Origin of the sequence: Ancylobacter sp. SL191 (genome assembly GCF_026625645.1) — a bacterium.
GTDB lineage: Bacteria > Pseudomonadota > Alphaproteobacteria > Rhizobiales > Xanthobacteraceae > Ancylobacter.
The window spans coordinates 4,257,710-4,283,664 of the sequence record NZ_CP113056.1 but is presented as its reverse complement, the minus strand read 5'-3'; the positions used below and the strand labels follow the sequence as shown (position 1 = coordinate 4,283,664).

At 66.3% G+C, this 25,955-nt stretch carries 27 protein-coding genes; 12 read left to right on the top strand and 15 right to left on the bottom strand.

Going from position 1 to position 25,955, the window contains the following annotated elements:
* Positions 1–149: 149 nt before the first annotated feature.
* Together OU996_RS19580 and OU996_RS19575 are read right to left on the bottom strand one after the other, a co-directional pair.
* The gene (locus OU996_RS19580) at positions 150–626 is read right to left on the bottom strand and encodes a DUF2269 family protein (RefSeq protein ID WP_267583255.1); all 477 of its coding nucleotides are present in this window, start codon (positions 624–626) and stop codon (positions 150–152) included.
* Entirely contained in the window at positions 623–1,918 is a 1,296-nt protein-coding gene (locus OU996_RS19575; protein ID WP_267583254.1) for an SDR family oxidoreductase, read from the bottom strand. Before OU996_RS19575 ends, OU996_RS19580 begins: the two co-directional genes overlap by 4 nt.
* A gap of 271 nt (positions 1,919–2,189) precedes the next feature.
* On the opposite strand from OU996_RS19575, the gene OU996_RS19570 reads away from it, so the two are divergent.
* From OU996_RS19570 to OU996_RS19560, 3 genes are all read left to right on the top strand, one after another.
* On the top strand, positions 2,190–2,468 hold the full coding sequence (locus tag OU996_RS19570) for a hypothetical protein (protein ID WP_267583253.1): 279 nt from the start codon (positions 2,190–2,192) through the stop codon (positions 2,466–2,468).
* A 59-nt stretch (positions 2,469–2,527) separates the two neighbouring features.
* On the top strand, positions 2,528–2,743 hold the full coding sequence (locus OU996_RS19565; RefSeq protein WP_267583252.1) for a hypothetical protein: 216 nt from the start codon (positions 2,528–2,530) through the stop codon (positions 2,741–2,743).
* Between the two features lie 72 nt (positions 2,744–2,815).
* Positions 2,816–4,483 carry an alpha-amylase family protein gene (locus tag OU996_RS19560; RefSeq protein ID WP_267583251.1) on the top strand — a complete coding sequence of 556 codons (1,668 nt, stop codon included), beginning with the start codon at positions 2,816–2,818 and terminating at the stop codon, positions 4,481–4,483.
* On the opposite strand, the gene OU996_RS19555 is transcribed toward OU996_RS19560, so the two are convergent.
* The 6 genes from OU996_RS19555 to OU996_RS21500 all read right to left on the bottom strand — a co-directional run bounded on the left by OU996_RS19555 (position 4,480) and on the right by OU996_RS21500 (position 8,825).
* A complete protein-coding gene (locus tag OU996_RS19555; protein ID WP_267583250.1) occupies positions 4,480–5,043 on the bottom strand; it encodes a cysteine hydrolase family protein in 564 nt (187 codons plus the stop codon). The genes OU996_RS19560 and OU996_RS19555 overlap by 4 nt on opposite strands.
* A gap of 63 nt (positions 5,044–5,106) precedes the next feature.
* Positions 5,107–6,705, bottom strand: coding sequence for an alpha-amylase family glycosyl hydrolase (locus OU996_RS19550; protein WP_267583249.1), 1,599 nt, complete (start codon positions 6,703–6,705; stop codon positions 5,107–5,109).
* A gap of 24 nt (positions 6,706–6,729) precedes the next feature.
* A complete protein-coding gene (locus OU996_RS21505; protein WP_267583248.1) occupies positions 6,730–6,909 on the bottom strand; it encodes a hypothetical protein in 180 nt (59 codons plus the stop codon).
* 6 nt (positions 6,910–6,915) lie between these two features.
* Positions 6,916–7,167 (bottom strand): GlsB/YeaQ/YmgE family stress response membrane protein, encoded by a 252-nt coding sequence (locus tag OU996_RS19540; RefSeq protein WP_267583247.1) that lies wholly within the window; start codon positions 7,165–7,167, stop codon positions 6,916–6,918.
* 105 nt (positions 7,168–7,272) lie between these two features.
* Complete coding sequence (locus OU996_RS19535; RefSeq protein WP_267583246.1) at positions 7,273–8,607, bottom strand: NAD(P)/FAD-dependent oxidoreductase; 1,335 nt, start codon at positions 8,605–8,607, stop codon at positions 7,273–7,275.
* Positions 8,608–8,702: 95 nt separating this feature from the next.
* Positions 8,703–8,825 carry a hypothetical protein gene (locus OU996_RS21500; RefSeq protein WP_420712655.1) on the bottom strand — a complete coding sequence of 41 codons (123 nt, stop codon included), beginning with the start codon at positions 8,823–8,825 and terminating at the stop codon, positions 8,703–8,705.
* A gap of 392 nt (positions 8,826–9,217) precedes the next feature.
* On the opposite strand from OU996_RS21500, the gene OU996_RS19525 reads away from it, so the two are divergent.
* The 8 genes from OU996_RS19525 (at position 9,218) to OU996_RS19490 (ending at position 17,110) form a co-directional block, all read left to right on the top strand.
* Positions 9,218–11,545: a glucose/quinate/shikimate family membrane-bound PQQ-dependent dehydrogenase gene (locus tag OU996_RS19525; RefSeq protein ID WP_267583245.1), complete on the top strand. Its 2,328-nt coding sequence runs from the start codon at positions 9,218–9,220 to the stop codon at positions 11,543–11,545.
* Positions 11,546–11,630: 85 nt separating this feature from the next.
* Positions 11,631–12,923, top strand: a complete 1,293-nt coding sequence (locus tag OU996_RS19520; RefSeq protein WP_267583244.1) for a histidine-type phosphatase — start codon at positions 11,631–11,633, stop codon at positions 12,921–12,923.
* A 167-nt stretch (positions 12,924–13,090) separates the two neighbouring features.
* Positions 13,091–14,260, top strand: a complete 1,170-nt coding sequence (locus tag OU996_RS19515) for a zinc-dependent alcohol dehydrogenase (RefSeq protein WP_267583243.1) — start codon at positions 13,091–13,093, stop codon at positions 14,258–14,260.
* Positions 14,261–14,270: 10 nt separating this feature from the next.
* Entirely contained in the window at positions 14,271–15,068 is a 798-nt protein-coding gene (locus OU996_RS19510) for an SDR family NAD(P)-dependent oxidoreductase (RefSeq protein ID WP_267583242.1), read from the top strand.
* 27 nt (positions 15,069–15,095) lie between these two features.
* On the top strand, positions 15,096–15,452 hold the full coding sequence (locus tag OU996_RS19505) for a hypothetical protein (protein ID WP_267583241.1): 357 nt from the start codon (positions 15,096–15,098) through the stop codon (positions 15,450–15,452).
* Positions 15,453–15,538: 86 nt separating this feature from the next.
* Positions 15,539–15,859: a hypothetical protein gene (locus OU996_RS19500; protein WP_267583240.1), complete on the top strand. Its 321-nt coding sequence runs from the start codon at positions 15,539–15,541 to the stop codon at positions 15,857–15,859.
* 110 nt (positions 15,860–15,969) lie between these two features.
* The gene (locus tag OU996_RS19495; protein WP_267583239.1) at positions 15,970–16,719 is read left to right on the top strand and encodes a Crp/Fnr family transcriptional regulator; all 750 of its coding nucleotides are present in this window, start codon (positions 15,970–15,972) and stop codon (positions 16,717–16,719) included.
* Positions 16,720–16,798: 79 nt separating this feature from the next.
* The gene (locus OU996_RS19490; protein ID WP_267583238.1) at positions 16,799–17,110 is read left to right on the top strand and encodes a hypothetical protein; all 312 of its coding nucleotides are present in this window, start codon (positions 16,799–16,801) and stop codon (positions 17,108–17,110) included.
* A gap of 356 nt (positions 17,111–17,466) precedes the next feature.
* On the opposite strand, the gene OU996_RS19485 is transcribed toward OU996_RS19490, so the two are convergent.
* Together OU996_RS19485 and OU996_RS19480 are read right to left on the bottom strand one after the other, a co-directional pair.
* Complete coding sequence (locus OU996_RS19485; RefSeq protein ID WP_267583237.1) at positions 17,467–18,345, bottom strand: manganese catalase family protein; 879 nt, start codon at positions 18,343–18,345, stop codon at positions 17,467–17,469.
* 344 nt (positions 18,346–18,689) lie between these two features.
* A complete protein-coding gene (locus tag OU996_RS19480) occupies positions 18,690–19,640 on the bottom strand; it encodes a DMT family transporter (protein ID WP_267583236.1) in 951 nt (316 codons plus the stop codon).
* 368 nt (positions 19,641–20,008) lie between these two features.
* On the opposite strand from OU996_RS19480, the gene OU996_RS19475 reads away from it, so the two are divergent.
* Positions 20,009–21,742, top strand: coding sequence for an ABC transporter ATP-binding protein (locus tag OU996_RS19475; RefSeq protein WP_267583235.1), 1,734 nt, complete (start codon positions 20,009–20,011; stop codon positions 21,740–21,742).
* Positions 21,743–21,755: 13 nt separating this feature from the next.
* On the opposite strand, the gene OU996_RS19470 is transcribed toward OU996_RS19475, so the two are convergent.
* From OU996_RS19470 to OU996_RS19450, 5 genes are all read right to left on the bottom strand, one after another.
* On the bottom strand, positions 21,756–22,628 hold the full coding sequence (locus tag OU996_RS19470; RefSeq protein WP_267583234.1) for an alpha/beta fold hydrolase: 873 nt from the start codon (positions 22,626–22,628) through the stop codon (positions 21,756–21,758).
* A gap of 98 nt (positions 22,629–22,726) precedes the next feature.
* Complete coding sequence (locus OU996_RS19465; protein ID WP_267583233.1) at positions 22,727–23,938, bottom strand: polysaccharide biosynthesis/export family protein; 1,212 nt, start codon at positions 23,936–23,938, stop codon at positions 22,727–22,729.
* A gap of 202 nt (positions 23,939–24,140) precedes the next feature.
* The gene (locus tag OU996_RS19460; RefSeq protein WP_267583232.1) at positions 24,141–24,335 is read right to left on the bottom strand and encodes a hypothetical protein; all 195 of its coding nucleotides are present in this window, start codon (positions 24,333–24,335) and stop codon (positions 24,141–24,143) included.
* 49 nt (positions 24,336–24,384) lie between these two features.
* Positions 24,385–25,128: an ABC transporter ATP-binding protein gene (locus OU996_RS19455; RefSeq protein ID WP_267583231.1), complete on the bottom strand. Its 744-nt coding sequence runs from the start codon at positions 25,126–25,128 to the stop codon at positions 24,385–24,387.
* On the bottom strand, positions 25,125–25,949 hold the full coding sequence (locus tag OU996_RS19450) for an ABC transporter permease (RefSeq protein ID WP_267583230.1): 825 nt from the start codon (positions 25,947–25,949) through the stop codon (positions 25,125–25,127). Before OU996_RS19450 ends, OU996_RS19455 begins: the two co-directional genes overlap by 4 nt.
* Positions 25,950–25,955: the final 6 nt, after the last annotated feature.

The following is a 25,955-nucleotide window of genomic DNA, read 5'->3' as shown; positions in this document are numbered from 1 at the left end:
CAGTGGCTTCTGCGGCTGGCGCTTGGGGCAATCGCCGTGATCGCCCTTGTCTGGTTCATCTCCTCCTTCTTTTTGCTGGAGGATGAGAATCCGCGGGGCAGCCTTTCCGGGCCTACTCATGCCGTTATCGAACGGGTTCCCCTGGAGGCCTAGAACAGGCTGAACTGAGGGCGAGCGATCATCAGCCAGAGAATGGCGAGGATGGCGCCGAAAGCCGGGAAGCCAAAGGCAAACCATATCCAGAACAGACGATGATACTGAGGTGGAAGCGGCTGATGCATCGTGTCGGCCGCTTCCGCCATGTCGCGCACCCGCATTTGAATGACCAAGACCGGCACCCAGAACGCGCCGATCACCAGATAGAGAATGACCGACAGCACGATCCAGCTTTCGGTGAGCGGGTAGCCGACCTCGCGCGCCAGCAGAACACCGGTGATGGGTTGCGCGACCACGGCCGTGGCGGTGAACAGGAAGTCCGCCCTCACCACGATGCGCGCGACACCGGCGATCTTGGTCGCATTCCCGGTGCGGTGGGCCATCACCATGAAGAAGGCAATGCCGGCACCGGTGCCGATGAGCACGATGGCGCCGATGAGATGCAGATATTTTAGGATCAGATAGGTCATGCGCGGTCTTCCAGCGTGGCGAGGGCGACCAGCATCAGCGCGGTGATGGGCGCGATCTTCAGCAAAGGCGCGAGCGGGTCGAGCCAGAGTGCCGGCGTGAGCAGTGTTCCCGAGAGGGCATAGAGCAGAGCGACGAAGATACCCGCCAGCAGGGCCGGCCGAGCCGTCCGGCGCATCGCAATGCCAGCGCCCACCAGTAGATCGGCGAGCCCTCCGGCGATCACGGTGACCGGCGCGAGGGCGCCCAGCCCGCTATCGGCGAGCATGGCGAGCCCACCGCGATAGCCGGGGCCAAGCGAAGCGATCCCCGAACCGATCCAGAACAGCACGAGGCCCACGAGGACCACGGGCTTCAGCAGATAAAGACGGGCGAACCAGCCGTCCTGCACACTGGCCGGGCGCATATGGAGGGTGGCGGGAATGGCGCGGGGCACGATTCCGGTGACGCGCCGCCAGTCCGTCGTGTCGCCCACCGCGCCGCGGGCGATCTCCTGGCGGGCGGTCGAGCGCACCGGCGGCCGCCAGCCCAGCCAGGAGACGAGATCGCCCAGCCGATAGATTGCCCCAGCGAGAAAGAAGGGAAGCGTCACCTCGCGCGCAGGACGCAGTCCGAGCCACCCTCGGTAGAGGCGAACAAGATCGCTGAAACTCAGTCGGTCCGGTCCGGCAAGATCGAGCGCAACCCGCGCTGGCGCCTCGGGCCGAGAGAGGATGGCCACGGTCTCGACCACATCTTCCAGCGCCACCGGCTGTAGCAGCCCTGTTCCCGGCATCACTGGCAGCAATGGCAGAGCGGAGAGACCACGGATCAGCGCGCTTGCGCCGTAGACGGGTGCGCCGAGCACGACGGAGGGGCGCAGGATGATCCAATCGAGAGCGCTGGCAGTCAGCGCAGCCTCGCCCTCGCGCTTGGTGCGCGAGAATTCGCTGGGCGTTGCGCGGTTGACTCCCATGGCCGAGAAATGCACCAGCCGATGTACATTCTGGGCCTCGCAGGCGGCAACCAGCGCCGCGAGACCGCGTATGTGGGTGCCTCGGAGATTGTCCGCCGGTCCGCTCTGCAGTGCGCCCGCGCAATTGACGACGACACTGACGCCGGCGAGCAGCTCTCTCCACTGGTCACTCCCCGCTTGGGCCAGGTCGAGGTCGTGCCACTGGGCCACGGGCAGCCGCTCCGCTGCGCCGTAAATGTCACGCGCCACACCGATGATCTGATGCCCCTCGTGGGCAAGGCGCGCCACGATGCCGGACCCGATCAGGCCGGTCGCACCGATGACGAGGATACGGCTCACTGTCGCGTCAATCCATGCGTGGCTGCACACGGCACCCACCGGCCAGCGGCGGGCGCACTCCCTAGGCAACGCGGCATGTGCGCCCGGGTTCGGCGATCCGGTGACAAAAGCCGGCAAATAAATCCAGGCCGCGGCGATCCTTCCGGCTTTTCGTACGTATTAGTACTGAAGGGCGGATCCTAGGGCTCCTCGGAAGACCTGCGGAATGGGCGCGGGAACCATGGTTTGCCACGTGGCGGGCCGGTCGGCGCCAACGGGTCGGGATGGTGGAATGACACGAACATTCAAAGGGCGTGGCTGGCTGCGCACGAGCATGTCGGGCTCATCGACAGCGAGCTACAGCTACGTGCTCGACCACGTCCATGAGAGCCGCGTCGCGACGGGTGATGTACGGGCGGAACTGGCCCAGATGGTGGAGGCGCGCAGCGCCCGCCGGGCAACACTGGTCCTGGAAAGCGGCCGCTGGATGCCCATTGAGGTGCTGGATATGTCCGCTGAAGGCTTGAAGTTCCGTAGCGTGGGCGACATCTCCTTTCTCAACGAGGAATAGCCGGAAAGGCTGGCGGCGTGCGGGTTAGCCCGCGGCCGCCCGAGGCGTCGAGGGGCAGGTTGAAACGCACCGAACAGACCGCGCGCGAAATGTGCGCTCTTGATCTGCGCGCCCATGGCATCGCGGAGAGGCGGGTGGCCGACCTGGTGGAGCGGTTCTGGCCGATTCTTGCCAATGAGATTCGCCAGGGTGTCGTCGATGGCGAGTGGCCTTTCGCTGCCGGGACCATCGAGGCGCTGGGCGAGGAGTACCGGAAGCTTCTCGGCGAAAGCTGAAGGAGTGGGATTCCCGGTGGAACGGGCGCTCTTCCAGAGCGTTGCGCTCTCGCCCCCGCGGAGAAGCGCTGTGTGATCACCGACCTCTGGTACAAGAACGCCATCGTCTATTGCCTCTCCGTCGAGAGCTTCATGGATGCGAACGGTGACGGGGTCGGCGATTTTCGCGGCCTCATGCGCCGGCTGGATTATCTGCACGGCCTCGGCGTCACCGCCGTCTGGCTGATGCCGTTCCAGACCTCGCCCGGCCGCGACGACGGCTATGATGTCGCCGACTATTACAGCGTCGACCCGCGCTACGGCACGTTGGGCGACTTCGTGGAATTCACCCACGCCGCTCATCAGCGGGGCATGCGGGTGCTGATCGACCTCGTGGTCAATCACACGTCGAACCAGCATCCGTGGTTCCAGTCGGCCCGCTCGGACCCCAATTCGCCCTATCGCGACTGGTATGTTTGGTCGAAGAAGAAGCCGAGGAATGCCAATGAAGGCATGGTGTTTCCCGGCGTTCAGAAGACTACCTGGACCTATGACAAGAAGGCCGGCGCCTACTATTTCCACCGCTTCTATGATTTCCAGCCGGACCTCAACACGGCCAATCCCGATGTGCAGGCGGAGATCCTGCGCATCATGGGGTTCTGGCTGCAGCTCGGCGTTTCCGGTTTCCGCATGGACGCGGTGCCCTTCGTCATTGCCGAGAAGGGCGCGGACATTGTCGGGCCGCCCACCGAGCATTTCGACATGCTGCGGACCTTCCGCGAGTTCCTGCAATGGCGGCGCGGCGACGCCATCATCCTCGCCGAGGCCAACATCCTGCCCGAGGACGACATGAAATATTTCGGCGCCGATGGCGACCGGATGCACATGATGTTCAATTTCCAGGTCAACCAGTCGCTGTTCTATGCACTGGCGTCGTCCGATACGCGCCCGCTGGCCAAGGCGCTGAAAGCGACGCGGCCGGACTACGCGACCGCGCAATGGGGCCTGTTCCTGCGCAATCATGACGAGCTCGATCTCGGCCGGCTAACCCCGGAGCAGCGCCAGTCGGTGTTCGACGCCTTCGGGCCGGACGCCTCCATGCAGCTCTATGACCGGGGCATCCGTCGGCGTCTCGCGCCCATGCTTCAGGGTGACCGGCGACGGCTCGAACTGGCCTACAGCCTGCTGCTGAGCCTGCCGGGCACGCCGGTGCTGCGCTATGGCGATGAGATCGGCATGGGCGATGATCTTGCTCTGCCGGAGCGGCAGTGCGCGCGCACGCCCATGCAGTGGTCCAACGAGCCGCAAGGCGGCTTCAGCCCGAACCCGAAGACCTTCCTGCCGGCGATCGACGCGGGCGCCTATGGCTTCGAGCAGGTCAATGTCGCCGAGCAGCGCCGCGATCCGGGCTCGCTGCTGAACTGGATGGAACGCATGATCCGCATGCGTCAGGAGACGCAGGAGATCGGCTGGGGCGACGTCGAGATCATGGATGTCGGCCACAAGTCCGTGCTGGCGCTGCGCTACACCTGGCGGAACAACACGGTGCTGTTCCTGCATAATTTCCACGCGGAAGGGCAGGAGGTCGATTTCCCGCTGGAGCCGCCGACGGGCGAGCCCGACCGGCTGGTGAACCTGCTCTCGGACGACCATAGCGAGGCGAACGACCAAGGGCGTCACGTCATCACGCTGGAGCCCTATGGCTATCGCTGGTTCCGCGTTGGCGGGCTCGACTATGCCTTTCGCCGCAGCGAGCTCTAACCCAGCGCCGCCAGCACCTCGGCCGTCGTGGCGACCGTGGCGAATTCGTAGCGCAGGGTCGCCACGTGGATGTCGTGGACCGTGCGGGCGGGGATGACGCCCCCGTGCGGGTTCGGCAGGTCGAAGCAGTCGCAGGCATCCTCGACCAGAATGACCCGATAGCCGAGATTCGCGCCCACGCGCGTGGTGGTCGACACGCACATATCGGTGGAGATGCCGAAGAGCACGAGGGTGGAAATCCCTGCCCGGCGCAGGCGCAAATCGAGATCGGTGCCGATGAAGGCCGCGTTGACCGATTTGGTGATCAGCGGCTCGTCGCCCACGGGGGTGAAGCCGTCGCGCAGCGCATTGCCGGGATGGTCGGGGCGGAGCGTTGAGCCTTCCTCCACCGAGTCATGGCGCACATGGAAGATCGGCCGCCCCGCTTCCCGCCACGCCGCGATTAGCGCGCGACCATGATCGTCCGAGGCCGTGTTCCAGCGCGGCGGCCACTTCGGGTCGTCGAAGCCCTTCTGCATGTCGATCGGGATCAGGGCGGCGGCGGTCAAATCGAGGGGCATGCGCGATAAGTCCCGGTCAGAGCGCCGGTAGCATAGTCGCGGTGCCCCTTGCTTCAATAGGCCCTAAGTCTGCGCCAACTGCACGATGACGCCCTCATAGGGCCGCAGCCAGAAGCCGCCTTGCACGGGTTCCTCTCGGTCAAGTTCGGTGGAGATCAGAATGCACCCGCCCGTTTCCCCGGCCGGCAGGGCGATATCGCCGCGCGGCGTGTCGCCCAGATTGAGCGCGATGAGAAACCGCTCGCCCTCATGCTCGCGCATGAAGATGAGCGCCTCGCCCGCCGTGCCGACAAGGCCATAGCTACCGAGTTGCAGGGTGGGCGCCGTGCGACGCAGCGCGATCAGGCGACGATAGAGATTTAGAAGCGAATGCGGGTCGGCGCTCTGGGCCTCCACATTGCGGTGAGCGTGATCATGGGCGAGCGGCAGCCAGGGACGCCCCGTGGTGAAGCCGGCATGGGGCGAGCTGTCCCACTGCATCGGCGTGCGCTCCGGGTCACGCCCGACGCCAAGGCCCGGCTCGTTCTTCTCCCAAGGGTCTTGCGCCTGATCGGTCGGGATCGGCACATTCTCCATGCCGATCTCGTCGCCGTAATACATGGTGGGCGTGCCGCGCAGCGTGAGCAGCAGCATGGCGGCCAGCCGCGCCCGCTCGGGACCGATGCGGCTGGCGATGCGCGGGCGGTCGTGATTGCCGAGCACCCAGTTCGGCCATCCGCCCTTCGGCAGCGCCGCCTCATAATCCTCGATCAGCCGGGCGAGCGCCGGGGCGGTCCAGCTTGCATGCAGAAGCTGGAAATTAAACGGCAGATGCGCGCCTTCCAGATTGTCGCCGTAATAGGTGACGAGCCGCTCGACCGGCAGGTAGATCTCGCCGATCAGCACCCGGTCGCCATACTCCTCCAGCACCGCCCGCAAGCCGGCGATGATGCCGTGCACGTCCGGCTGGTCGGTCGAGCGGGTCTGGAGCAGGCGGGAGACTTCCGGTTCGCCATGGCGATAGGCCGGGTTCAGCGGGTCGTCGCGGAACTCGGGATCCTTCATCAGGTGCCAGATGACATCGACACGGAAGCCGTCCACGCCCCGGTTCATCCAGAAGCGCAGCACATCGTGCATGGCGGCCCGCACCTCGGGATTGCGCCAGTTCAGATCGGGCTGCTGCTTCAGGAAGGCGTGGTAATAATACTGGCCGCTGGCCGGATCGAGCGTCCAGGCGGGGCCGCCGAAATTGCTGATCCAGTTGTTGGGCGGGCCGCCATCCGGCGCCGGGTCGCGCCAGATGTACCAGTCGCGCTTGGCACTGTTGGGCGATGAGCGGGCTTCCAGAAACCACGGGTGCTGGCTCGATGTGTGGTTGGGCACGAAGTCGAGCACCAGCTTGAGGTCGAGCCGGTGCGCCTCGGCGACCAACCGGTCAAAGCCGGCAAGATCGCCGAAGAGTGGATGGACGCCGCAATAATCCGCGACGTCATAGCCGAAATCGGCCATGGGCGAGGGATAGATGGGCGAGACCCACACCGCGTCGATGCCGAGCCCGGCGAGATAGGGCAGGCGCTCGCGGATACCGTCGAGGTCGCCGATGCCATCGCCATTGGTGTCCTGAAAAGAGCGGGGATAGACCTGATAGAAGATTCCCCGCTGCCACCAATGGGCCTCGCTCATGTCGGCTCTCCTGTATGCGGCGCGTCAGGCTGCCGAGGGAAAATGCGGCAGCACCTTCGCGCCGAAATCATCGATGAAGGCGCGCTGGTTTACTCCGACATTGTGAAGGTAGATGTCGCGGAACCCACGTGCCCGCCGCGATGATGCCGGCGCGCCGTTTGCCGGGGCGAACTGCTCGTGCGATGCGTGGTAGCCGAGCGCCATGGCCGGCTAGCTTCGGATCGCCCGCACCAGCCCGATCAGGATGCAGGCACCGATGACACCGGCCACGAGATAACCGATCCACCCGCCGAAGCCGATGCCGAAGAAGCCGAACAGGAAGCTCGCCACGGCGGCGCCGATGATGCCGAGCACGATGTTGAGAAAAATGCCGGTGCCGGTCTTCATGATCGCCGAGGCGATCCAGCCGGCGAGACCGCCGATAATGATGGCGGCGATCCACCCGATCTGTGCGTCTTCCATTGTGTTAGCCCTCCAGTCACACGAAACGCCGCCCAGCAGCGGCCCGGTTCAACGCTTCGGGCCGGGTGCCGTTCCATAAGAGCTCAGGCGGGGGCTCAGGTTCAGCTAGGAGGGGGAAGACACCGGAGCCGCCGGCCTGTGCTCGCCGGCCGTGGTGTCGCCGGTGATGAGCCGGGCGGCGCGCTGGTTGGTGACGTAGTTCCACAGCCAGGTGGTGCCGACGGCGAGGCGGTTGCGCGTGCCGATCAGGAAGTAGACATGGACGATCCCCCAGAACACCCAGCCCAGAAACCCCGTGAGCTCGAACCGGCCGAGCTTCACCACGGCGGAATTGCGCCCGATGGTGGCGAGATCGCCCTGATGGCTGTAGCGGAACGGCCCGACCTCCGCCTTGCCGGCGAGGCGGGCGCGGATGACCCTGGCGACATAGGCGCCCATCTGCTTGGCGGCGGGGGCGATGCCCGGCACCGGCTTGCCGGCGGCGTCCTTCACCGAGGCCGTGTCGCCAATGACAAAGATGGCGGGATCGCCGGGCAGGGTGAGCTGGGGCGTGACGAGGCAGCGCCCGGCGCGGTCGGTCTCGGCCCCGAGCCACTGCCCGGCGCCGGAGGCCTTCACCCCGGCGGCCCAGACAGTGGTGGCGGTCTCGATGGTCGTGCCGTCGCCCAGCGCCACCTGATGCGCGTCGATGGACGTCACGGGCGTGCCGGTCATCACCTCCACGCCCATCGATTCAAGGCGGTGGGCGGCATAGGTGGCGAGGTTCTCCGGCAGGGCTGGCAGCAGGCGCGGGCCGGCCTCGATCAGCAGGATGCGCGCCGTGCGCGGATCGACATTGCGGAAATCCGGCGCCAGCGCGTGCCGGGCCACCTCGGCGATGGCGCCGGCCATTTCCACACCCGTCGGTCCGCCGCCGATGACGGCAAAGGTCAGCAGCCGGCGGCGTTCCGCCTCGTCGCGGGTCGTTTCGGCGCGCTCGAAGGCGAGCAGGATGCGCCGGCGCAGGCGCGTGGCGTCCTCGATGTTCTTGAGCCCCGGCGCCGCCTCGGCCCAGTCGTCATGGCCGAAATAGGCATAGGTGGCCCCGGTGGCTAGGACGAGAATGTCATAGGGGATCGGCCCCTCGCTGGTGTTCACCACGCGGGCGGCGCGGTCCACCCCCTCGGCGCGGGCCATCAGCATGGTGAGGTTGGGCTGGCCGGCGAGGATGTGCCGGATCGGCCAGGCGATGTCGGCCGGCGAGAGCACGGCGGTCGCCACCTGATAGAGCAGCGGCTGGAAGCAGTGGTAATTATGCTGGTCGATCAGCGTGACATCCGCCGACGCGGAAGCGAGGCCGCGCGCGACTTGCACACCGCCGAACCCGGCACCGATGATGACCACGCGGTGACGCGGCGCGACCTGCGTTGCGCTGGCGGGATAGTCGCTTTTGGTGGACATGGACGTTCCCTGCTCACAATGCGCCCCCGCCCGGTCAGATTGGCACAGCCGGGCCGAGGCTCAAGGGCCGGAGCTCCGTTTGGAACGTTTATCGGTCAGTCGCCGGCCAGCTTCTTGGCCATGTCGAGGTGGTGCTTGAGGTCGGGCAGCGTCTTGCGGTCGCCACGCTCAAGGGCGAGTTCGCTCGAACGGATTTCGACTATGTCGCTGATCGCCACCTGGGTAAAGGAATCCCGTGTGGAGGGGCTAACCCCCAGCAAGGAGTTGACGCCGGTGGTCTCGCCAGCACCGTGGAGGCGTCGATGAGCTGATCGGCTCCGGTCACGGGCCCCGTCGTGCCGCTCTCCGGCGCCGTGGATCGATCCTCACGCATCGCACGCTCGGCTGACGCAAATGCACCTCAATGCGCGGCGTCTCGCCCGGTTCGCGCGCTGGCCCGGCAATGGGCATGGAACGCTCGGGCGCTTTGCCCGTTACGCGAAGACGACCGATCATTCATCCGCCCCATGTCCTAACGGCAGATCACGGAAGCGCCTGCGTGAAGCGCGTCCGTGATCTGCCCGCTCGCGCTGCCTCGTGGCGCGGGCCTGCGCCACGGAAGGACCGGCCCATGCGCATCCTCACCATTGTCGTCTTTGCTCTCATCGGCCTGTTCCTGACGAGCGGCGGCATTTGGCTGATCAGTCTGGGTGGGAGCTGGTTCTATCTCGTGCTTGGTTTCGGCCTTCTGCTCTGTGCCGCGCTGGTCATGAGCCGCCGCCCGCAGGCGCGGCTGCTCTATGCGCTTCTGCTGGCGGGGACGTTGGGCTGGTCCGTATGGGAAGTTGGCCTCGACTGGTGGCCGCTGGGCACGCGCGGCGGACTCGTGGTGCTCATGGGCGTCTGGCTGCTGACCCCCTGGGCGGTCGGGTCCGGCCGCCGCTGGGACGCGAGCCGGATCGCGCTCGGTGTCGTGATCCTCGCCTGCGTCGGTGTCGCGGGCGCCGCGCTGGCGCGCGATCCGCACACCCTGGAAGGGCGTCTCGTCACCACCGTCGAGCCGAACGATCCGCCGGATGGCGGCGTGCCGGCGGCCGAGTGGGCGCATTATGGCCGCACGCTGGCCGGCCAGCGCTACACGCCGCTGCGCGAGATCACACCGGAGAATGTCGGTCGCCTTGAGGTCGCCTGGACCTACCAGACCGGCGATGTGCGTCGTCCCGACGACGTGACGGAGACCACCTATCAAGTCACGCCGCTGAAGATCGGCAATCTGCTTTACCTCTGCACGCCGCACAGCCTCGCCATCGCCCTCGATGCCGCGACCGGACAGGAGCGCTGGCGCTACGATCCCAATGCCGGCATGGAGCCCTCGCGCCAGCATCAGACCTGCCGCGGCGTGTCCTATTTCCGCGACGGGGCAGTGGCGGAGGCCGATGTCGCGGCGGCGCCCGCCTGTACCGCGCGTATCTATCTGCCGACGGCGGATGCCCGGCTCATCGCGCTCGATGCCCTGACCGGTGGAATCTGCCCGGAGTTTGGCGACGATGGCGTGGTGAACCTGTGGGCCAACATGCCCAATCAGCGCGCGGGCTTCTACTACTCCACCTCGCCGCCGACCATCGTCAATGACGTGCTGATCATTGGTGGCGCGGTGAACGACAATTACGCCATCGCGGCGCCCTCCGGCGTCATCCGCGGCTATGACGTGCGCAGCGGGGCGCTGCTCTGGGCGTGGGATTCCGGCAACCCGGACCGCACGGAGCCGCTGGCGGAGGGCGAGACCTACACCCCTAATTCCCCCAACAGCTGGTCGATCTTCAGCGCCGATGCCGAACTCGGCCTGGTTTACGTGCCGCTCGGCAACAAGACGCCGGACCAGATCGGCATCGACCGTAGCCCGGCGGTGGAGCGCTTCTCCTCTTCGGTGGTCGCGCTCGATGTGGCGAGCGGGCGGCTGCGCTGGGTGTTCCAGACCGTGCATCACGACCTCTGGGACATGGACGTTCCAGCCCAGCCGGTATTGATCGACATCACGCGCGGCGGCCAGTCCATCCCCTCGGTGGTCATTCCCACGAAGCAGGGAGACATCTATGTTCTCGACCGCCGCACCGGCACGCCGGTGCTGCCGGTGAGCGAGCAGCCGGCGCCGAGCGGAGCGGATATTCCCGGTGACTTCACCGCGCCGACGCAGCCGGTCTCATCGCTCAGCTTCGCGCCGGAACCACTGCGCGGGAGCGACATGTGGGGCGCGAGCTTGCTCGACCAGCTCGCCTGCCGCATCAGGTTCCACTCATTGCGCTATGAGGGCCGCTTCACGCCGCCGACATTCCAGGGCTCGCTGGTCTATCCCGGCAATTTCGGCACCTTCAACTGGGGCTCGGTAGCGGTCGACCCGGTGCGGCAGGTGATGTTCGCCATGCCGACCTACATCGCCTTCACCTCGGAGCTTGTCCGTGCCGAGGAGATCGACGCGGACGAGCAGGTCAACTCCAGCGAGGCGGGGCTGAATGTGAATGAGGGCGGCGATTATGGCGTGCGCATGGGCCCGTTCACCTCGCCGCTCGGCCTGCCCTGCCAGGCCCCGCCCTGGGGCTATGTCAGCGGCGTGGATCTGAAGACCGGGGAGAAGGCCTATATGCGGCGCAACGGCACGATGCGCGACGCCGCGCCCATTCCGCTGCCGCCGATCACGCTTGGCGTGCCCGGCATTGGCGGGCCGATGGTGACAGCGGGCGGCGTCGCCTTCCTCAGCGCCGCCATCGACAATTATCTGCGCGCCTATGATGTCGCGACGGGGGAGGTGCTCTGGCGGCAGCGCCTGCCGGCGGGCGGGCAGGCGACGCCGATGAGCTATGAGGCCGACGGGCGGCAGTTCATCGTCCAGGTCGCCGGCGGTCATGGCTCGGTCGGCACCAAGGCGGGCGATTACGTCATCGCCTACACGCTGCCACGCTGACAGTTCCGCTTCATCCTCGCCGCGTATAATACCGCGCGGTCAGAGGAGCGGAGCGGCAATGGCGGGTGCGTGGCGTAGGTGGGGCGTGCGGCTGTTTGCCGTGCTGGCGGCCGGTTTCGTGTACGGCGCCGCCGTCGCCGGGCCGCTCGATCCGCCCGGAGCCGACTGGCAGCTCAAGGGTACGGTCATTCTGAGCCGCCATGGCATGCGCGCCGTTACCATCGCCGTCCGCTGCGGCGGGGTCGAGAAGCCCGGCGACTGCCTCGATGCGCTCGGCGCCGACCGCTGGCCGGACCCCGCCGTGGCCTCGGGCCATCTCACCGATGCCGGCTTCGCGCGGATGCGGGTGATGGGCGATTTCTACCGCCGCCATTACGCACAGGCCGGCCTGTTCCCGCTGGTGGAGTGCCCTCCGGCTTCGCGTGTGGCCTTCATCTCCGATGGTGTCGAGCGCACCTTGCTGAGCGCCGGCGCTGTGATGGACGGCATGTTTCCCGGCTGCCTGCTGCCCAATCTTCAGGTCCGTCCCAAGCTCTATCACGGCCCGGCCTGCGGCTATGAGGCAGCGCAGGCCCGTGCCGCCTCCATCGCCCTCGCCGGTGTGACGCCGGCCGAGCTGATGCGCGGCGAGCTCGCCCGCCCGCTCGGCGTGCTTGACACGGTGCTCGGCCCCTTCCGCCCTGAAGCCTGCGTGGCGCATGGCGTGGCAGCGCCCTGTTCACTGGCGACGCTGGCGGCGAACGGGGACGGTTTTGACGGGCTGCACGTCGCCGCCCAGACCTCCGAGCAGTTCATCATGCAATATGGGGCCGACCTTCCGGGTGACGGCATCGGCTGGGGGCGCCTGCCCGCGGCGGCCGGCAAGTCACTACCCGCCGCCATCATGGAGGTGAACGCCCTTCATGCCGCGAGCGAGCGCATCGCCTTCATGCCGCCCTATCAGGCGGTGAAGCGTGGCACGCCGGTGCTGTCGCCCGTGCTCGCGGCGCTCACCGAACTGGCGGCGGGGCAGGGACCGGCCTTCACCTATTTTTCGAGCCACGACACGCTGATGCTGGCGCTCGCCGGGATGCTCGATCTCACATGGGCGCCGCCGGGCTTCCACCCCTATCAGCTGCCACCGGGCGGGGCCTTCGCCTTCGAGCTGTGGCAGCCGCCCACCGGCGCGCTGATGCTGCGCCTCGTCTATATCGTGCAGAGCCTGGATCAGTTGCGCAGCGGCGCCACGCTCGATGCGCAGAACCCACCCTCCACGACGCCCGTGCAGATCGGGGCGTGCGGCGCCGATCCGGCGGGCCTGTGCCCCTGGAGCCGTTTCGCCGCGCTGGCGCAGGCGGCGAGCGACCCCGCCTGTCTGCCGGCGGCCGATGACGAGTGAGCCTGCTCAGTTCGCGGCCGATTCTGGTAGGTAGATAAGTAAAGCCGGTGTCATAATAATATTCGCTGGAGGTAATACGTAGATCCGAATTCAATACCAGTGTTCCTGCGGAACAGTGATCCGTGTCGCGCATTGTCGCAACGACATCCGCGACGAGGGCAACTGGCATGAAAGCACTGACCTGGCACGGCAAGAGCGACATTCGCTGTGAAAGCGTGCCCGATCCCCGCATCGAACATGGCCGCGACGCCATTATCAAGGTCACCGCCTGCGCCATTTGCGGCTCCGACCTGCATATCTATGACGGTATCATGCCGGGCATGGAGAGCGGTGACGTCATGGGCCACGAGACCATGGGCGAGGTGGTCGAGGTCGGCAAGGACAACACCAAGCTGAAGGTCGGCGATCGCGTCGTCGTGCCGTTCACCATCTCCTGTGGCGAGTGTTTCTTCTGCAAGCGCGGCTATTTCTCCGGCTGCGAGCGCTCCAACCCGAACCGTGAGGCGGCAACCAAGCTGTGGGGTAACAGCCCCGCCGGCCTGTTCGGCTATTCGCATATCCTCGGCGGTTATGCCGGCGGGCAGGCAGAGTATCTGCGCGTGCCCTATGCCGATGTCGGTCCGATCAAGGTGCCGGACGGGCTGACCGACGAGCAGGTGCTGTTCCTCTCGGACATCTTCCCCACCGGCTTCATGGCTGCGGAATATTGCGACATCCAGCCCGGTGAGACCATCGCCATCTGGGGCTGCGGTCCGGTCGGCCAGATGGCAATCAAATCCGCCTTCATTCTTGGCGCCGAGCGCGTCATCGCCATCGACACCGTGCCCGAGCGTCTCGCGCTGGCGCGAGCGAGCGGGGCCATCACGCTCGATTTCATGGAGGAGGACATTTACGAGCGCGTGCTCGATCTCACCCATGGCCGTGGCGCCGATGCCTGCATCGACGCGGTCGGCACCGAGGCCGAGAGCATGGCCAGCACCGACTCCATGGTCGACCGCGTGAAGACCGCGCTCTATCTCGGCACCGACCGGCCGCATGTGCTGCGTCAGGCGATCCATTGCTGCCGCAACTTCGGCACGGTCTCCATCGTGGGAGTCTATGGCGGCCTGCTCGACAAGGTGCCGATGGGCGCCGCGATCAATCGCGGCCTGCGCTTCCGCATGGCCCAAACGCCCGTCCAGCACTATCTGCCGCAGCTTCTCGACCGCATCGTCAATGGCGAGATCGACCCCTCCTTCGTCATCACCCATACGGCACGGCTGGAGGATGGGCCCGACCTCTACAAGACGTTCCGCGACAAGCAGGACGGTTGCATCAAGGTCGTTCTCAAGCCCTGAGGAGTACCCGATGGCTTCGACCCCTCGCCCTCTTGCCATCATCACCGGTGCCTCGACCGGGATCGGGCGGGAACTCGCGCGCATCGCCGCCGAGCGCGGCTATGAACTCATCGTCGCGGCGAATGAGGCGCGCATCGAGGAGGCCGCACGGGAACTGCGCGCCATCGCTCCGGCGGTGACGCCCGTGCAATGCGATCTGTCCACCGCCGACGGTGTCGGCCATCTGGTCGAGGTCATCCGCGCCAGTGGGCGGCCCGTGGAACTTCTCATGGCCAATGCTGGCCTCGGTCTTGGTCACGGCTTCCTCGATCAGGATCCCGCCGACTGGCGGCGCGTGGTCGAGACCAATGTGACGGGCACGCTCATGCTGATCCAGCTGGTCGGCCGGCAGATGCGGGCGCAGAGCGCGGGGCGGATTCTCATCACCGGCTCGATCGCCGGCTTCATGCCGGGCTCGTTCCAGGCGGTCTACAATGGCAGCAAGGCATTCCTGAACTCCTTCTCCTTCGCGCTGCGCAACGAGCTGAAGGATAGCGGCGTCACCGTGACCTGCCTCATGCCCGGCCCAACGGATACCGAGTTCTTCGCCCGCGCCGGCATGCTGGACACGCAGGTTGGTCAGGACGGCAGCAAGGGCGACCCGGCCGATGTCGCCGCTGCCGGCTTTGCGGCGATGATGAAGGGCGAAGGGGATGTCGTCAGCGGCTGGAAGAACAAGGCGATGACTGCCGCTGCCACTGTCACGCCGGCCGGAATGCTCGCCGAGCAGCACCGCAAGATGGCTGAGCCCGGCTCGGGCAGCCACTGAGCCAGAGGGCCATCAATGGGACCATCAATGCATACCCTTTTGATCCGCAGTCTGATCTCGGGCACGGCCGCAAGCGTGGTGACCAGCGGCGTGCTTGCCATGCTGGCGCGGCTGGAGAACCGTGCCGCAGTGCAGCCGCTCAATGCCACCAGTCACTGGTACTGGGGTGACGCGGCCGGGCGCTCGCGTGAGCTCTCATTTACCCACACCGCCGTCGGCTTCCTCACCCATCACGCCGCCTCGGTTCTGTGGGCGGGGCTGTTCGAGAGCGCCCGCCGGCTCTATCCCGGCCGCACCGCGCTCGGCGATGCGCTGGCGGTGTCAGCTTTCGCGGCGGCGGTCGATTACGGCCTCGTGCCGAAGCGGCTCACGCCCGGTTGGTAGAAGGTCGTCGGCCCGCGCGCCATCGGCCTGACCTATGTGGCCATGGCGCTGACGATGGCCGCCGTGTGCCGGCTGGAGGAACGGCGATGAACACGGCCAACCTGCAGATGGAGGGGCTGCTGCTCGCGGTGGCCGCGGTGCTCGACCTGCTGAAGGCCAAAGGCCTCGCCTCGCAGGCCGAACTGGTCGACGCACTGGCGGGCGCCGAGCGGGGCATTGGCACGTCGCCAGCGGGACTTAGCGATTCCAATGAGGAAGCGATCCGCTTCCCCATCCGTTTCCTGCGCGCCGCCCTGCAACGGGAGGATGCGCCGCTTGCCTTCATGGCATTGGCCGGGGAGGTCGGGCGTCAGCCGCGCCCCACCTCCGAGGCATGCGCCAGCGGCGTCTGCCCGGAGGCGGGCTAAATCAACCGGGGGCGTGTCGACTTACCGCCGATTTCAAGCAAAGCGCGCAATAGTTGTGCCGCACCTTGGTCCGGCGGGGTGACGCGAACCTGAAACCGTGAGGACACCTGATGGTCATCTCGCCCCAACTCCGTCAGACCTGCCGCGCCCTTGTCCAGCGCATGGCCGTGGCGAACGGGTTGCCGCTTGAGGCCCTCGCTCCGCTCGAGACGGCGCTGCTTGCCCGGCTTCGGTGCGCGCCGGCGCGGGCGGATCTCGCGCAAGAGGGAGAGGCGATCGGCGGTGTGCGGGTCGTCCTGTCCGGCTGGGCGTCGCGCTACAAGCTGCTGGCCAATGGACGGCGGCACCTGCTCGGTTTCCTGCTGCCGGGGGATATCTGCGACTCCTATTTGCCCTGGCTCGCCCAGATGGATCATTCCATCGGAACGCTGACCGACGTCATCTATGCCGAGCTGCGCCGCGAGGATGCCGAGCGGCTCATTGCCGAACACCCGGCCATTGGCCGCGCCTTGTGGGTGCAGACGCTGATGGATATCGGAGCCGAGCGCGAATGGACGGTCAGTCTCGGCCAACGCGTTGCCTTCCAGCGGCTGGCTCATCTGCTCCTCAATGTGCATTTGCGCCTGCGCGGCGCCGGTCTCGCCAGCGGCAACCGCTGCGACTTTCAGGCGACACAGGTGGACATTGGTGACGCCACCGGCCTTTCGCCGGTTCACGTCAACCGCACGCTGCAGGAACTGCGCGCGGCCGGGCTGATAACGCTCAGCCATCGTCAGCTCGAAATCCGCAGCGTGCCGGACCTGCGTGCCGCCGCGCTGCTGCCGCCCTCCTATCCAACGGGTGCGGCGCCGCATTTGTAGCTGCAGTCTTAACCTTCGTAATTTCGCGGCACCGTTTGAGGGTCCACAGTAAGGGCTCATCCTTGGACCGGAGAGGTGGATGGCTTCCGACGAGCCGCTCGATGTGGAGCTTCTTGATCGCTGCATGCAGGAAGTGACGGAATGCCTGGTGGCGGAGCCCTGGCTGGCTGGCGCGGGGGCAGACGGCGCTCGGCGGGTCGACGCTCGGCTGTTGCGCCTGCGCCTCGCGCGCGCTGTGCTGGAGGGTGCGCAGCTTTATCCCGGCGATGGCGGGCGCATCGTGGCCTTCGCCCTCGATGCGCTGCCCCATCATCGCGCGCGGAGAAGCGGAGAACCGCCCGCCAGTCGCGGCACGTCGCGCGTCCGGCCGATGTTGCCGCCGCCCGACTGATCCAACGTGGCTTCCTCACGCCTGACCCTCGTTTGGACGACGGGAGGGCAAGCTTTCATGATCGCTGGATTATCCGGGTCGGCCGACACGGGTGCTGACGCAGACACCGTGCCTGTAGGACATCTCGCCGCCGGCCCAGCCGCTGACGGCGCGCAGGGCGACCACGCTACCGGTCATGGAGATGCCGATGCCGCCGGCGACGCCCTCGCATGGTGCGGGCGCGGCGCAGCCGATCATCTCGATGATTCCCAGCGAGGATCGATCATCGGGTGCAGCAGATGCCCGCCAATGCCGACGGCGGTTCCGTTCCGCTCCGGTGGAAAGGGCGGACGACGGTACCGCCCGCCCGCTCCAGTTCAGACGTTGCGTTCGATGAAGCCTTCGACCGCGCCAACAACGCCGGTCATGCCCGACTTGGTGGTCTGCTCCTGCTGCGCGCCGCCATCGGGGCGGGCCGGAGCGAGCTGCGGCTTGCCGCCGAGGGGCTCGGAGACGCGGGCGGAGAACTCGGATGTGCCGTCGATGCTTGCTCCCTCGCTCCAGCGACCGGTGGGGATCGAGCCGTCGGTCATGTGGCCGAGATAGACATAGGAGAAATCACTGTTCTCCTGCTCCTGCGGGAAGCTGTTGGGGATCGGCAGCACCGCGGCGCCGCCCATTTCCTCGATCGCGGCGAGCCACTGCTGCTGGTGCATGGTGTCGCGCGCGATGAGGAAGGACAGCATGTCCTTCATGCCCGGATCATCCGTCATGTTGTAGAGCCGCACCGCCAGCGCGCGCCCGGAGGATTCGGCCGTGACATTGGCATACATGTCGGCGGCGATGTTGCCGGAGGCATAGACGTGCGAGCAGTCGAACGGCACGCCATTGGCGTCCGACGGCAGCGCCGCGAGACCTGTCGAGAGGATGTGCCGGAAGTCCATTCCGTTCAGCACCGCCCCGCCCATCGCGTCGCCGGAAATTTCCTCCTGGAGCGACAGTGGCGCGTTTTCGAGATTGAGCGCCACGGCGGTCGAGAGCATCTCGATATGGCCGAGTTCCTCCGTGGCGGTGTTCAGCAGCATGTCGCGGTATTTGGCGGGGCCACGGGCGCCGAAGGCCTGGAACATGTACTGCAAGGCCACGCGGATCTCGCCTTCGACGCCGCCGATCGCCTGCTGCAATGCGCGCGCGAAGACCGGGTTCGGCCGCTCGACACGCACGGGGTATTGGAGCTTCCCGTCAGTATAAAACATTGCACTCTCCAGAAAAATGAACTCGAATTACCGCCAGTTGGCACAGTTTTAGCGTCAAACCAGTTGTTGCGGTGTTCGAGAAACCGCGATTCCGGCGCGTTGTTCCTGGAAATATCAAACGATAAGCAAGAATATGGACGGGCTATAATCTATGAGGTAATGGCCTGTTGCCGATGGTGTCATATTGATTATTGGTGGATTGATGGGAATATAGACTATATGCGTCATCCTCCATGTACCGGGGGTGTCACGCCAAGCGGGTGTTGGCCGCGCGTTATCCCGGTACTGGCCCGGCCCCCATCGCGTTTAAAGCGATCAGATCAGGCTTCCGCCGGCTGTGAAGATCAGCGCCGTCCGCTCAGCACGATGGCGATGCTGGCGAGCACGACGGCGAGGCCCGCGAGCGACACTGGGGCCAGCGTCTCGCCGAGGACGATCCAGCCGAGCAGCACGCCGATGATCGGGTTCACATAGGCGAAGGTGGTCGCCACGGTCGGGGTGAAGGCGCGCAGCACCCGGATATAGGAGGTGAGGCCGATCACCGAGGCGAAGACGATGAGGAAGCCGAGGGCCAGCCATTGCGGGAGGCTCGGCGACTGCGGCAGCGGCGCGGCCTCGACGCCGGTGAACAGCGTCAGCACCAGCGCGGCGGACAGCATCTGGAACGCGGCGGCCCATTCGGTCGCCATGCGCTGCATCAGCGGGCGCTGCACGATGGTGCCGAGCGACCAGCTCACGCCGGCGGCGATCAGGATTGCCACGGCGAAACCGCCATATCCCGGCTCGATGATGGCGCTGTGGGCGTCCAGCAGTGTCGGCGAGACCACGAGGAACAGCCCGAACAGGCCGAGGCAGAGACCCGTCACCACCCGCAGCGTCGGCACTTGGCGGGCGATCAGCAGTTCCAGGAGGCAGCTCCAGAGCGGGATAGCACCCATCGACATGACGATGAAGCTCGAGGTCGCGTGCTTGGAGGCGAGCGTCGCCAGCCCGTTGCCGGCCACCCACATGAGGATGCCGCTCACGGCGCAGATCAGCAGATCGGCGCGGCGCAGGCGGCGCGGCGGGCCGCAGCGCATCAGCGCCACCAGCGCGAGCAGCAGCGAGGCGCCCCACATGCGCACCGACTGGAGCTGGAACACGGTGACCAGCGCCGGCCCGGAGACGCAGATCTTCACCGCGAAATAGGCGCCGCCCCAGACGATGTAGATCGCCAGAAGATGGCCATAGGCGGAAAGCGGCGGGCGGGCGGCGGCAGGAGTGGCTGCAGAAGTGCCGGCGGCAGAAGACGACATGATCGGGGGCATTCCGGGACGCGGGGCAAGCGGGCGGCTCCGGTCCGCGGCGTGCGGCAGCCCCGCGGCGCCCGGCAGGATGACCGTCCTCAAAACCTTCCATGCGCCGATGACGCCGATTTGGCAACGCGCCCTTGGGAGGGGGCGCTCCGGGGCGTGCGGCGATTTGGCAACGCCCACCGGCGGCCTGCCGATCCGCGTCACGCCGTGCTTGCCGCCCGCCGCGCTTCGCGGCACATGGGGAGGAACACAGCGCGCCGCCAGCCGGCGCGGCATGGGCGCCCGGCGCCGACGGCAGGACGGATGATGCTCCCCACTTCCATGTCAGCTTTCGCGGCAGGCCCGCGCCGTACCGAACGGGCCTCGGCATGCTGAAGGCGTTTTTTTCCTATTACCGGCCGCATACGCGGCTGTTCCTGATCGATTTCGGCTGCGCCGTGCTGTCCGGCGTGCTGGAACTCGGCTTCCCGATCGCGATGAAGGGCTTCGTCGATGTCCTGCTGCCGCAGGCCGACCTTCAGTTCATCGTGCTCGCCGCCATCGCGCTCCTCGCCATCTTCCTGCTCAATAGCGGCCTGATGGCGGTGGTGACCTATTGGGGCCATGTGCTCGGCATCAACATCGAGACGGAGATGCGCGAGCGGGCCTTCGCGCATCTGCAGAAGCTGTCCTTCCGCTTCTACGATAATTTCAAGACCGGCCACCTGCTGGCCCGTGTCACCAAGGATCTGGAGGAGATCGGCGAGATCGCCCATCACGGGCCGGAGGATCTGTTCATCGCTGTGATGACCTTCATCGGCGCTTTCGTGCTGATGCTCTGGGTTCACCCGCAACTGGCGCTCCTCACTGCACTGATCGTCCCCCTCACTGCACTCATCGTCGCCCGCTACGGCGGCCGCATGACCCAGAACTGGCAGGCGCAGTTCGGCCGGGTCGGCGATTTCAACGTGCGGCTGGAGGAGAATATCGGCGGCATCCGCGTGGTGCAGGCCTTCGGCAACGAGGCCTATGAGCGGCGGCTCTTCGCGGGCGACAATATCCGGTATAAAGATACCAAGTTGGATGCCTATCGCATCATGGCCGCCAGCCAGGCGCTCAATTATATGGCGATGCGCTTCGTCCAGCTCACGGTGATGCTGGCGGGCAGCTGGTTCGTCGTCCATGGAACGCTAAGTATCGGCGGTTTCGTCGGTTTTCTCCTTCTGGTCTCCGTCTTCTACCGGCCGCTCGACAAGATCGCGGCGATGATGGAGAGCTACCCGAAGGGCATTGCCGGCTTCCGCCGCTATCAGGAATTGCTGGCGACCGAGCCGGATGTCGCCGACCGGCCCCATGCGCGGGCGGTGGGCCATCTGCGCGGCGACATTGCCTTTGAGGGCGTGCGCTTCGGCTACACGCCGGAGCGGGCGATCCTCACTGGCATCGACCTTGAGATAAGTGCCGGCGAAACCATCGCTTTTGTCGGCCCTTCCGGCGCCGGAAAGACCACGCTGCTCTCCCTCCTGCCGCGCTTCTATGAGGTGGATGGCGGCCGGATCCGTATCGACGGTACGGATATACGGGACATCACGCTCGCTTCGCTGCGGCGGAACATCGGCATCGTGCAGCAGGACGTGTTCCTGTTCGGCGGCACCATCCGCGAGAACATCGCCTATGGCCGGCTCGACGCCGATGAGGACGACATCCGCCAGGCGGCCAGCCGGGCCCGGCTCGACGGGCTGATTCATGAGCTGCCGGAAGGGCTTGATACCCTCGTTGGCGAGCGCGGCGTCAAGCTCTCCGGTGGCCAGAAGCAGCGCCTCGCGATCGCGCGTATCTTCCTGAAGGATCCGCCCATCCTCATTCTCGACGAGGCGACCTCGGCGCTGGACACCCACACCGAGCGGGAGATTCAGCGCTCGCTCGACGAGCTGGCGCGCGGGCGGACCACATTGGTCATTGCGCACCGCCTCGCCACCATTCAGAACGCCGACCGCATCGTCGTCGTCACGCCCGAGGGCATTGCCGAGCAGGGGCCGCATGAGGCGCTGCTGGCGCGCGGCGGGATTTATGCGCGCCTTTACAACGCCCAGTTCGGCGCCGACCCGTCGATGGATGCGTGATCTGTCTGATCCGTCAGCCGGTTAGGAAGGGCAGGGCGAGCGCCGCGACCTCATCCGGGAATTCCTCGTGCACGCCGAGCCGCCCCTTGGGCAGGCGGCGCAGCTCGACATTCGGCAGGGCGCCGAGCGCCTCCATCTCCGCCCGCGAGCGTGGCGGCGTTTCCTCGCCGAGGATGACCAGCAACGGCACGCCGGCGCGGCGGGCGAGGTCCAGGAAGGCGTCGCGGCTGTCCAAACGGTCCAGCGCGCCGGTGACGAAGCGCACCGAGCCATGTCGCGCGCCCGCCGCCGTGGTCACCTTATGCTTTTCCGCGAGGCGCGGGCCGACGAGCCAGCCGGGATCGCTGTAGACATGCTGGCGCGCCATGCGGGCGATCACCGGCCCGCTGAGGTTCAGCCGGTAGAGCAGGGGGCCGATGAGCGGGGCGTCGACGGCGGCGCGGATGCGGGCGAACCAGGGCCGCGGACCCTGCATCATGGTCGGCAGCGGGCCGCGCCAGGTGGGCGCGACCAGCACCAGCCGCGACAGACGGCCGGGATGGCGCGCGGCGTAATCCAGCGCATAGGCCGCCGCATGCCCCGCCGCGACCACGGCGGTCGCTCCGAGATCGTCCAACGCGTGGTCGAGGAAGGCGGAGAGCAGGGCCGGCGTCCAGTCCCGGCGGGGCTTGGCGCTTGTGCCGAAACCCGGCCAGTCGAGGCTGGCGACGTTGAGGGATGGCGCGAGGCGTTCCAGGAGCGGACGCATCTCGCCGCGCGTCGAGATCGAGCTCAGGGCCGGCAGGAGAACAACGCGACCCTCGGTTGAGGTGTCATGATGCTCCGCTTCGTCGATCTCGCTCTCGACCGTTCCGCCGGGCAGGGGAACCGTGATGACGTGTCCCATAGAGGCCTCCCGTCGACATGGCGCCGCTGCGGCGGCGGTGCACACGCTCGCCCCAACCGCGCCCGCAGGCAAGCCGCCCCGCTGTCGCGGGGCGTGCGTCAGTCGGAGACCGCCACGGCGTTGGAGCGGACGACCGAGCTGATGGTCTGCGCCATCCGCAGGAACTTGGTGAACTCGACGCCGGGGGCATTGGCGACATAGACGATGTCGCCAACCCGCACCGGGAAAGCCCGCGCGATGAAGTAGCCGCTGGGATCCTTCAGGTTCAGGCGGTAGATCACCGGCACGAGGCTGTTGCCGGCCAGCAGCGGGCTCTCCGGATTGAACGCCCGCACCACGGCCGGCTGCTCATAGCGGAAGATGAAAATGCCGCTCGGATCGGCCTGACTGTCCACCAGACCACCCGACACACCCATGGCCTCCGCGACGGTGAACTCCTCGCGGTCGATGGGCATTTCGCCGGCGGCCTTCACCGCGCCAAGGGCGGTGAAAGTTTGAGGTTTCTTAAACACATAGACCGTGTCGCCGGGCTGCATGTAGATGTTTTCGTCCGGCTGCGAAAGGATCGCGGCGAGCTGCATGGTGGTGCTGCGGCTGCCGCGGGTCACCCGCACAAAACTCTCATGCGCCGCCCCCTTGATCCCCCCCGCCTGCGCGATGACTTCCAGCAGCCGGTCACCCTTGACGTTCAGGTTCACCCGGCCGGCGCCTGTCAGGTCGCCGACGACCACGACGGAGGCGGAGGCCTGCTGCGGCAGGGTTACCAGAACCTGCGGCTCGATCGCTTTGCCGGTCAGGCCCTGCTCGATGATCTTGGCGATCTCGCTCGGCCGCTTGCCGACCACCGACAACTCGCCGACATATGGTACCTTGATACGACCATCGCGGCCCACGACCTGCGCCGGCAGGGTCTCGCTGCCCGAGCCGGTGTCGACCACGGACCGGCCGCCGAACAGCCCGCCGCCGCTGGCTTCCCAGATGGCGATGGAGACCACGTCACCGACATTCACGCGCGTTTCGGGGGCCGACCGCGCCGCGCCGAAGCTGCGCACGAGGCTGTTGGAATGCCACAGACCCATGGCCCGCACGGTCTCGGCATCCACGTCGACGATCACGTAATCCGTCGGCTGCTCCCGGGGCTGCATCACCTCCTGGGTGGTCGGACCCGACCCGGGAAAGAAGACGCAACCACCAAGTGTCAGACACAACGCGGCGAGCCCAGCGAGACGCGCCCTTGACCTACGGATAATCAAACCGCCCGATCCCCATTCGTAATGTCCGGCCCATGTAGAGCCGATGATCGACTGCATTTCTATGTCGCGATCAATAACGCTCAATTAAGATGAAATGCTGTTGCTTGGATACCACAACTATCTAGCTGCCGGAATTACTTCAATAATATGATACCATTATTGGACCAATTTTATTCTCGAATTCCATATTTCGGGTCGGACGATACGAGCCGGCGCCGCCCTGCCACAGGCCGGCGCCGGCAAGACTCACCCGCGAAGCTTACTCAGCGGCCTGCGACACGCGCGCTTCGCGGGCGAAGAACTGGCGCTCAGCCTTCAGCGCCCGGCGCGCAGCCTGGATGCACTCGCGGCGCTTCTCGGTGCTGAGTTCCTTCCAGGCGGCGGGGTCAAATTCTACCAGACGGCGCGCAACGAAACGCTCGAGCTGGCGGCTGATTTCGGGCAGGTCGTTCATGTCGTCTCCTTGAAGTTGGGTCGGGCTTCATCCGACAGGGTGGCGAGTTTCAGGTCAGAGATCCGAATGGTTCCTCCATGGAACGCTCCTCACTCTCCTCATCGTCGGGCGCGTCTGCTCCATGAGCGGCGGCCGCCTTGTCGATGGAGAGATAGGCTCGGATCGCGTCGCCGACATTGGGAAAGACGTAGAGCCTTCCTCCGTGCAGCACCGCGCCGATATCTGCAAAACGACGCATCATCTGCGGCGAGCGGGTCGCAAAGATGAGCGTGGATTGCTCCCGTCTCGCCTGCACCAGTTCGGCGCAGCGCTCGCGGAAGGCGCCTTCGCCGCCGAACAGGGCCTCGTCGGCGATGAAGATGTCGAACGGCAGAGCCCAGGATGCGGTGAAGATGAACCGCGAGCGCCGTTCGCGCGTGTATGTCGAGAGCGGCTGATCGATGATCGTGCCGAGCTCAGCGAATTTCGCCACGAAATGGGCGGCGGCCTCGCCATCGAACCCGTTCACCCGGGCGACGAAATGCAGGTTCTCGCGCCCGGTGAGAGCCGCGTGATAGGCTTGCCCACTGGCGATAGGCGGCGAAATGGAGCCGATGCGCCGCACTTTGCCACGATCCGGCAAGGTCGATCCACCGATCAACTTGATCAGCGTTGACTTGCCCGAGGCGCGTGCGCCGAGAATTCCGACGGAGGCGCCCTGCGGGAAAGCGGCGTCGAGATGCTCGAAGACGCGGATCTGCCGCCGGGCAGTGCGATAGGTCTTGGAGATATCCTTGAGGCTGACCGCGATCATACCAGCCTCGGTCGGTACACGCGCTCAAGGGCAAGGCCGATGAGCAGGGCGGCCATACCAAATCCGAGCAGATAACCACGGTCGAGGAGCCCTGTGGGGTAGGTGAGGTAAAATCCGGTCCTGAACCAGTCGAGCGCGTGCATGACCGGGTTCCAGACGATGTACTGGCGGACCTGCGGCGGCATGAAATCCGGGACGTAGAACACGCCGGACGTGAAGAGCAGAACACGCGAGGCGACCGCGTAGATCATCGACCACAGCTTGAAAAAGGCGCCGATGACGCCATTGATCAGTCCCACCCCGATGGCCAGCAAGCCCGTCGCGGCGAAGGCCTCGATGGCGTTCATCGGACGGATCGGTATGGCCTCGCGAACACCCGTCCAATAGATGAAGCAGAACAGCAGGGAGCCGACGATCAAGAGCGTCGCCGTCTCCAGCAGCGCACGGGCCAGGATGATGTCGAGCGGCTGTACGGGCGCCAGCGCACGGACCAGTCCGCTCGACCGGATGGCGCCGGTGGTGCGACCGGAGACGTGAGTGAACATGAAGAAAGGCAGAATACCGGTGGCGAAGAACAGCACCATGCTGGTGCCGAAGCCCGGCTGCCGGCCGAGAAAGGTGAAGATCGCGACCATCACCGCGAGCTGCAGGATCGGCTCGAAAAGCGCGAGAAGATAGCTCATCCGCGATTGCACGGAGCGCAGCCGCATCTCCCGTAGCATCAGCGCGACGATGACGCGCCCTTGCGCGCGCAACCCTTGGGCGAACCGTTCCAGGACGTTGGGGCCGCTTGATCCATCGAAGGGGGGACTGAAGGTCATGGCTGG

What these genes read in the sequence shown, in the direction of transcription:
- OU996_RS19580 (WP_267583255.1), bottom strand. Translation starts at nt 626, where the DNA reads ATGACCTATCTGATCCTAAAATATCTGCATCTCATCGGCGCCATCGTG.
- OU996_RS19570 (WP_267583253.1), top strand. Translation starts at nt 2,190, where the DNA reads ATGACACGAACATTCAAAGGGCGTGGCTGGCTGCGCACGAGCATGTCG.
- OU996_RS19555 (WP_267583250.1), bottom strand. Translation starts at nt 5,043, where the DNA reads ATGCCCCTCGATTTGACCGCCGCCGCCCTGATCCCGATCGACATGCAG.
- OU996_RS19550 (WP_267583249.1), bottom strand. Translation starts at nt 6,705, where the DNA reads ATGAGCGAGGCCCATTGGTGGCAGCGGGGAATCTTCTATCAGGTCTAT.
- OU996_RS21505 (WP_267583248.1), bottom strand. Translation starts at nt 6,909, where the DNA reads ATGGCGCTCGGCTACCACGCATCGCACGAGCAGTTCGCCCCGGCAAAC.
- OU996_RS19540 (WP_267583247.1), bottom strand. Translation starts at nt 7,167, where the DNA reads ATGGAAGACGCACAGATCGGGTGGATCGCCGCCATCATTATCGGCGGT.
- OU996_RS19535 (WP_267583246.1), bottom strand. Translation starts at nt 8,607, where the DNA reads ATGTCCACCAAAAGCGACTATCCCGCCAGCGCAACGCAGGTCGCGCCG.
- OU996_RS19525 (WP_267583245.1), top strand. Translation starts at nt 9,218, where the DNA reads ATGCGCATCCTCACCATTGTCGTCTTTGCTCTCATCGGCCTGTTCCTG.
- OU996_RS19515 (WP_267583243.1), top strand. Translation starts at nt 13,091, where the DNA reads ATGAAAGCACTGACCTGGCACGGCAAGAGCGACATTCGCTGTGAAAGC.
- OU996_RS19510 (WP_267583242.1), top strand. Translation starts at nt 14,271, where the DNA reads ATGGCTTCGACCCCTCGCCCTCTTGCCATCATCACCGGTGCCTCGACC.
- OU996_RS19505 (WP_267583241.1), top strand. Translation starts at nt 15,096, where the DNA reads ATGCATACCCTTTTGATCCGCAGTCTGATCTCGGGCACGGCCGCAAGC.
- OU996_RS19500 (WP_267583240.1), top strand. Translation starts at nt 15,539, where the DNA reads ATGAACACGGCCAACCTGCAGATGGAGGGGCTGCTGCTCGCGGTGGCC.
- OU996_RS19495 (WP_267583239.1), top strand. Translation starts at nt 15,970, where the DNA reads ATGGTCATCTCGCCCCAACTCCGTCAGACCTGCCGCGCCCTTGTCCAG.
- OU996_RS19490 (WP_267583238.1), top strand. Translation starts at nt 16,799, where the DNA reads ATGGCTTCCGACGAGCCGCTCGATGTGGAGCTTCTTGATCGCTGCATG.
- OU996_RS19485 (WP_267583237.1), bottom strand. Translation starts at nt 18,345, where the DNA reads ATGTTTTATACTGACGGGAAGCTCCAATACCCCGTGCGTGTCGAGCGG.
- OU996_RS19480 (WP_267583236.1), bottom strand. Translation starts at nt 19,640, where the DNA reads ATGTCGTCTTCTGCCGCCGGCACTTCTGCAGCCACTCCTGCCGCCGCC.
- OU996_RS19475 (WP_267583235.1), top strand. Translation starts at nt 20,009, where the DNA reads ATGCTGAAGGCGTTTTTTTCCTATTACCGGCCGCATACGCGGCTGTTC.
- OU996_RS19470 (WP_267583234.1), bottom strand. Translation starts at nt 22,628, where the DNA reads ATGGGACACGTCATCACGGTTCCCCTGCCCGGCGGAACGGTCGAGAGC.
- OU996_RS19465 (WP_267583233.1), bottom strand. Translation starts at nt 23,938, where the DNA reads ATGCAGTCGATCATCGGCTCTACATGGGCCGGACATTACGAATGGGGA.
- OU996_RS19460 (WP_267583232.1), bottom strand. Translation starts at nt 24,335, where the DNA reads ATGAACGACCTGCCCGAAATCAGCCGCCAGCTCGAGCGTTTCGTTGCG.
- OU996_RS19455 (WP_267583231.1), bottom strand. Translation starts at nt 25,128, where the DNA reads ATGATCGCGGTCAGCCTCAAGGATATCTCCAAGACCTATCGCACTGCC.
- OU996_RS19450 (WP_267583230.1), bottom strand. Translation starts at nt 25,949, where the DNA reads ATGACCTTCAGTCCCCCCTTCGATGGATCAAGCGGCCCCAACGTCCTG.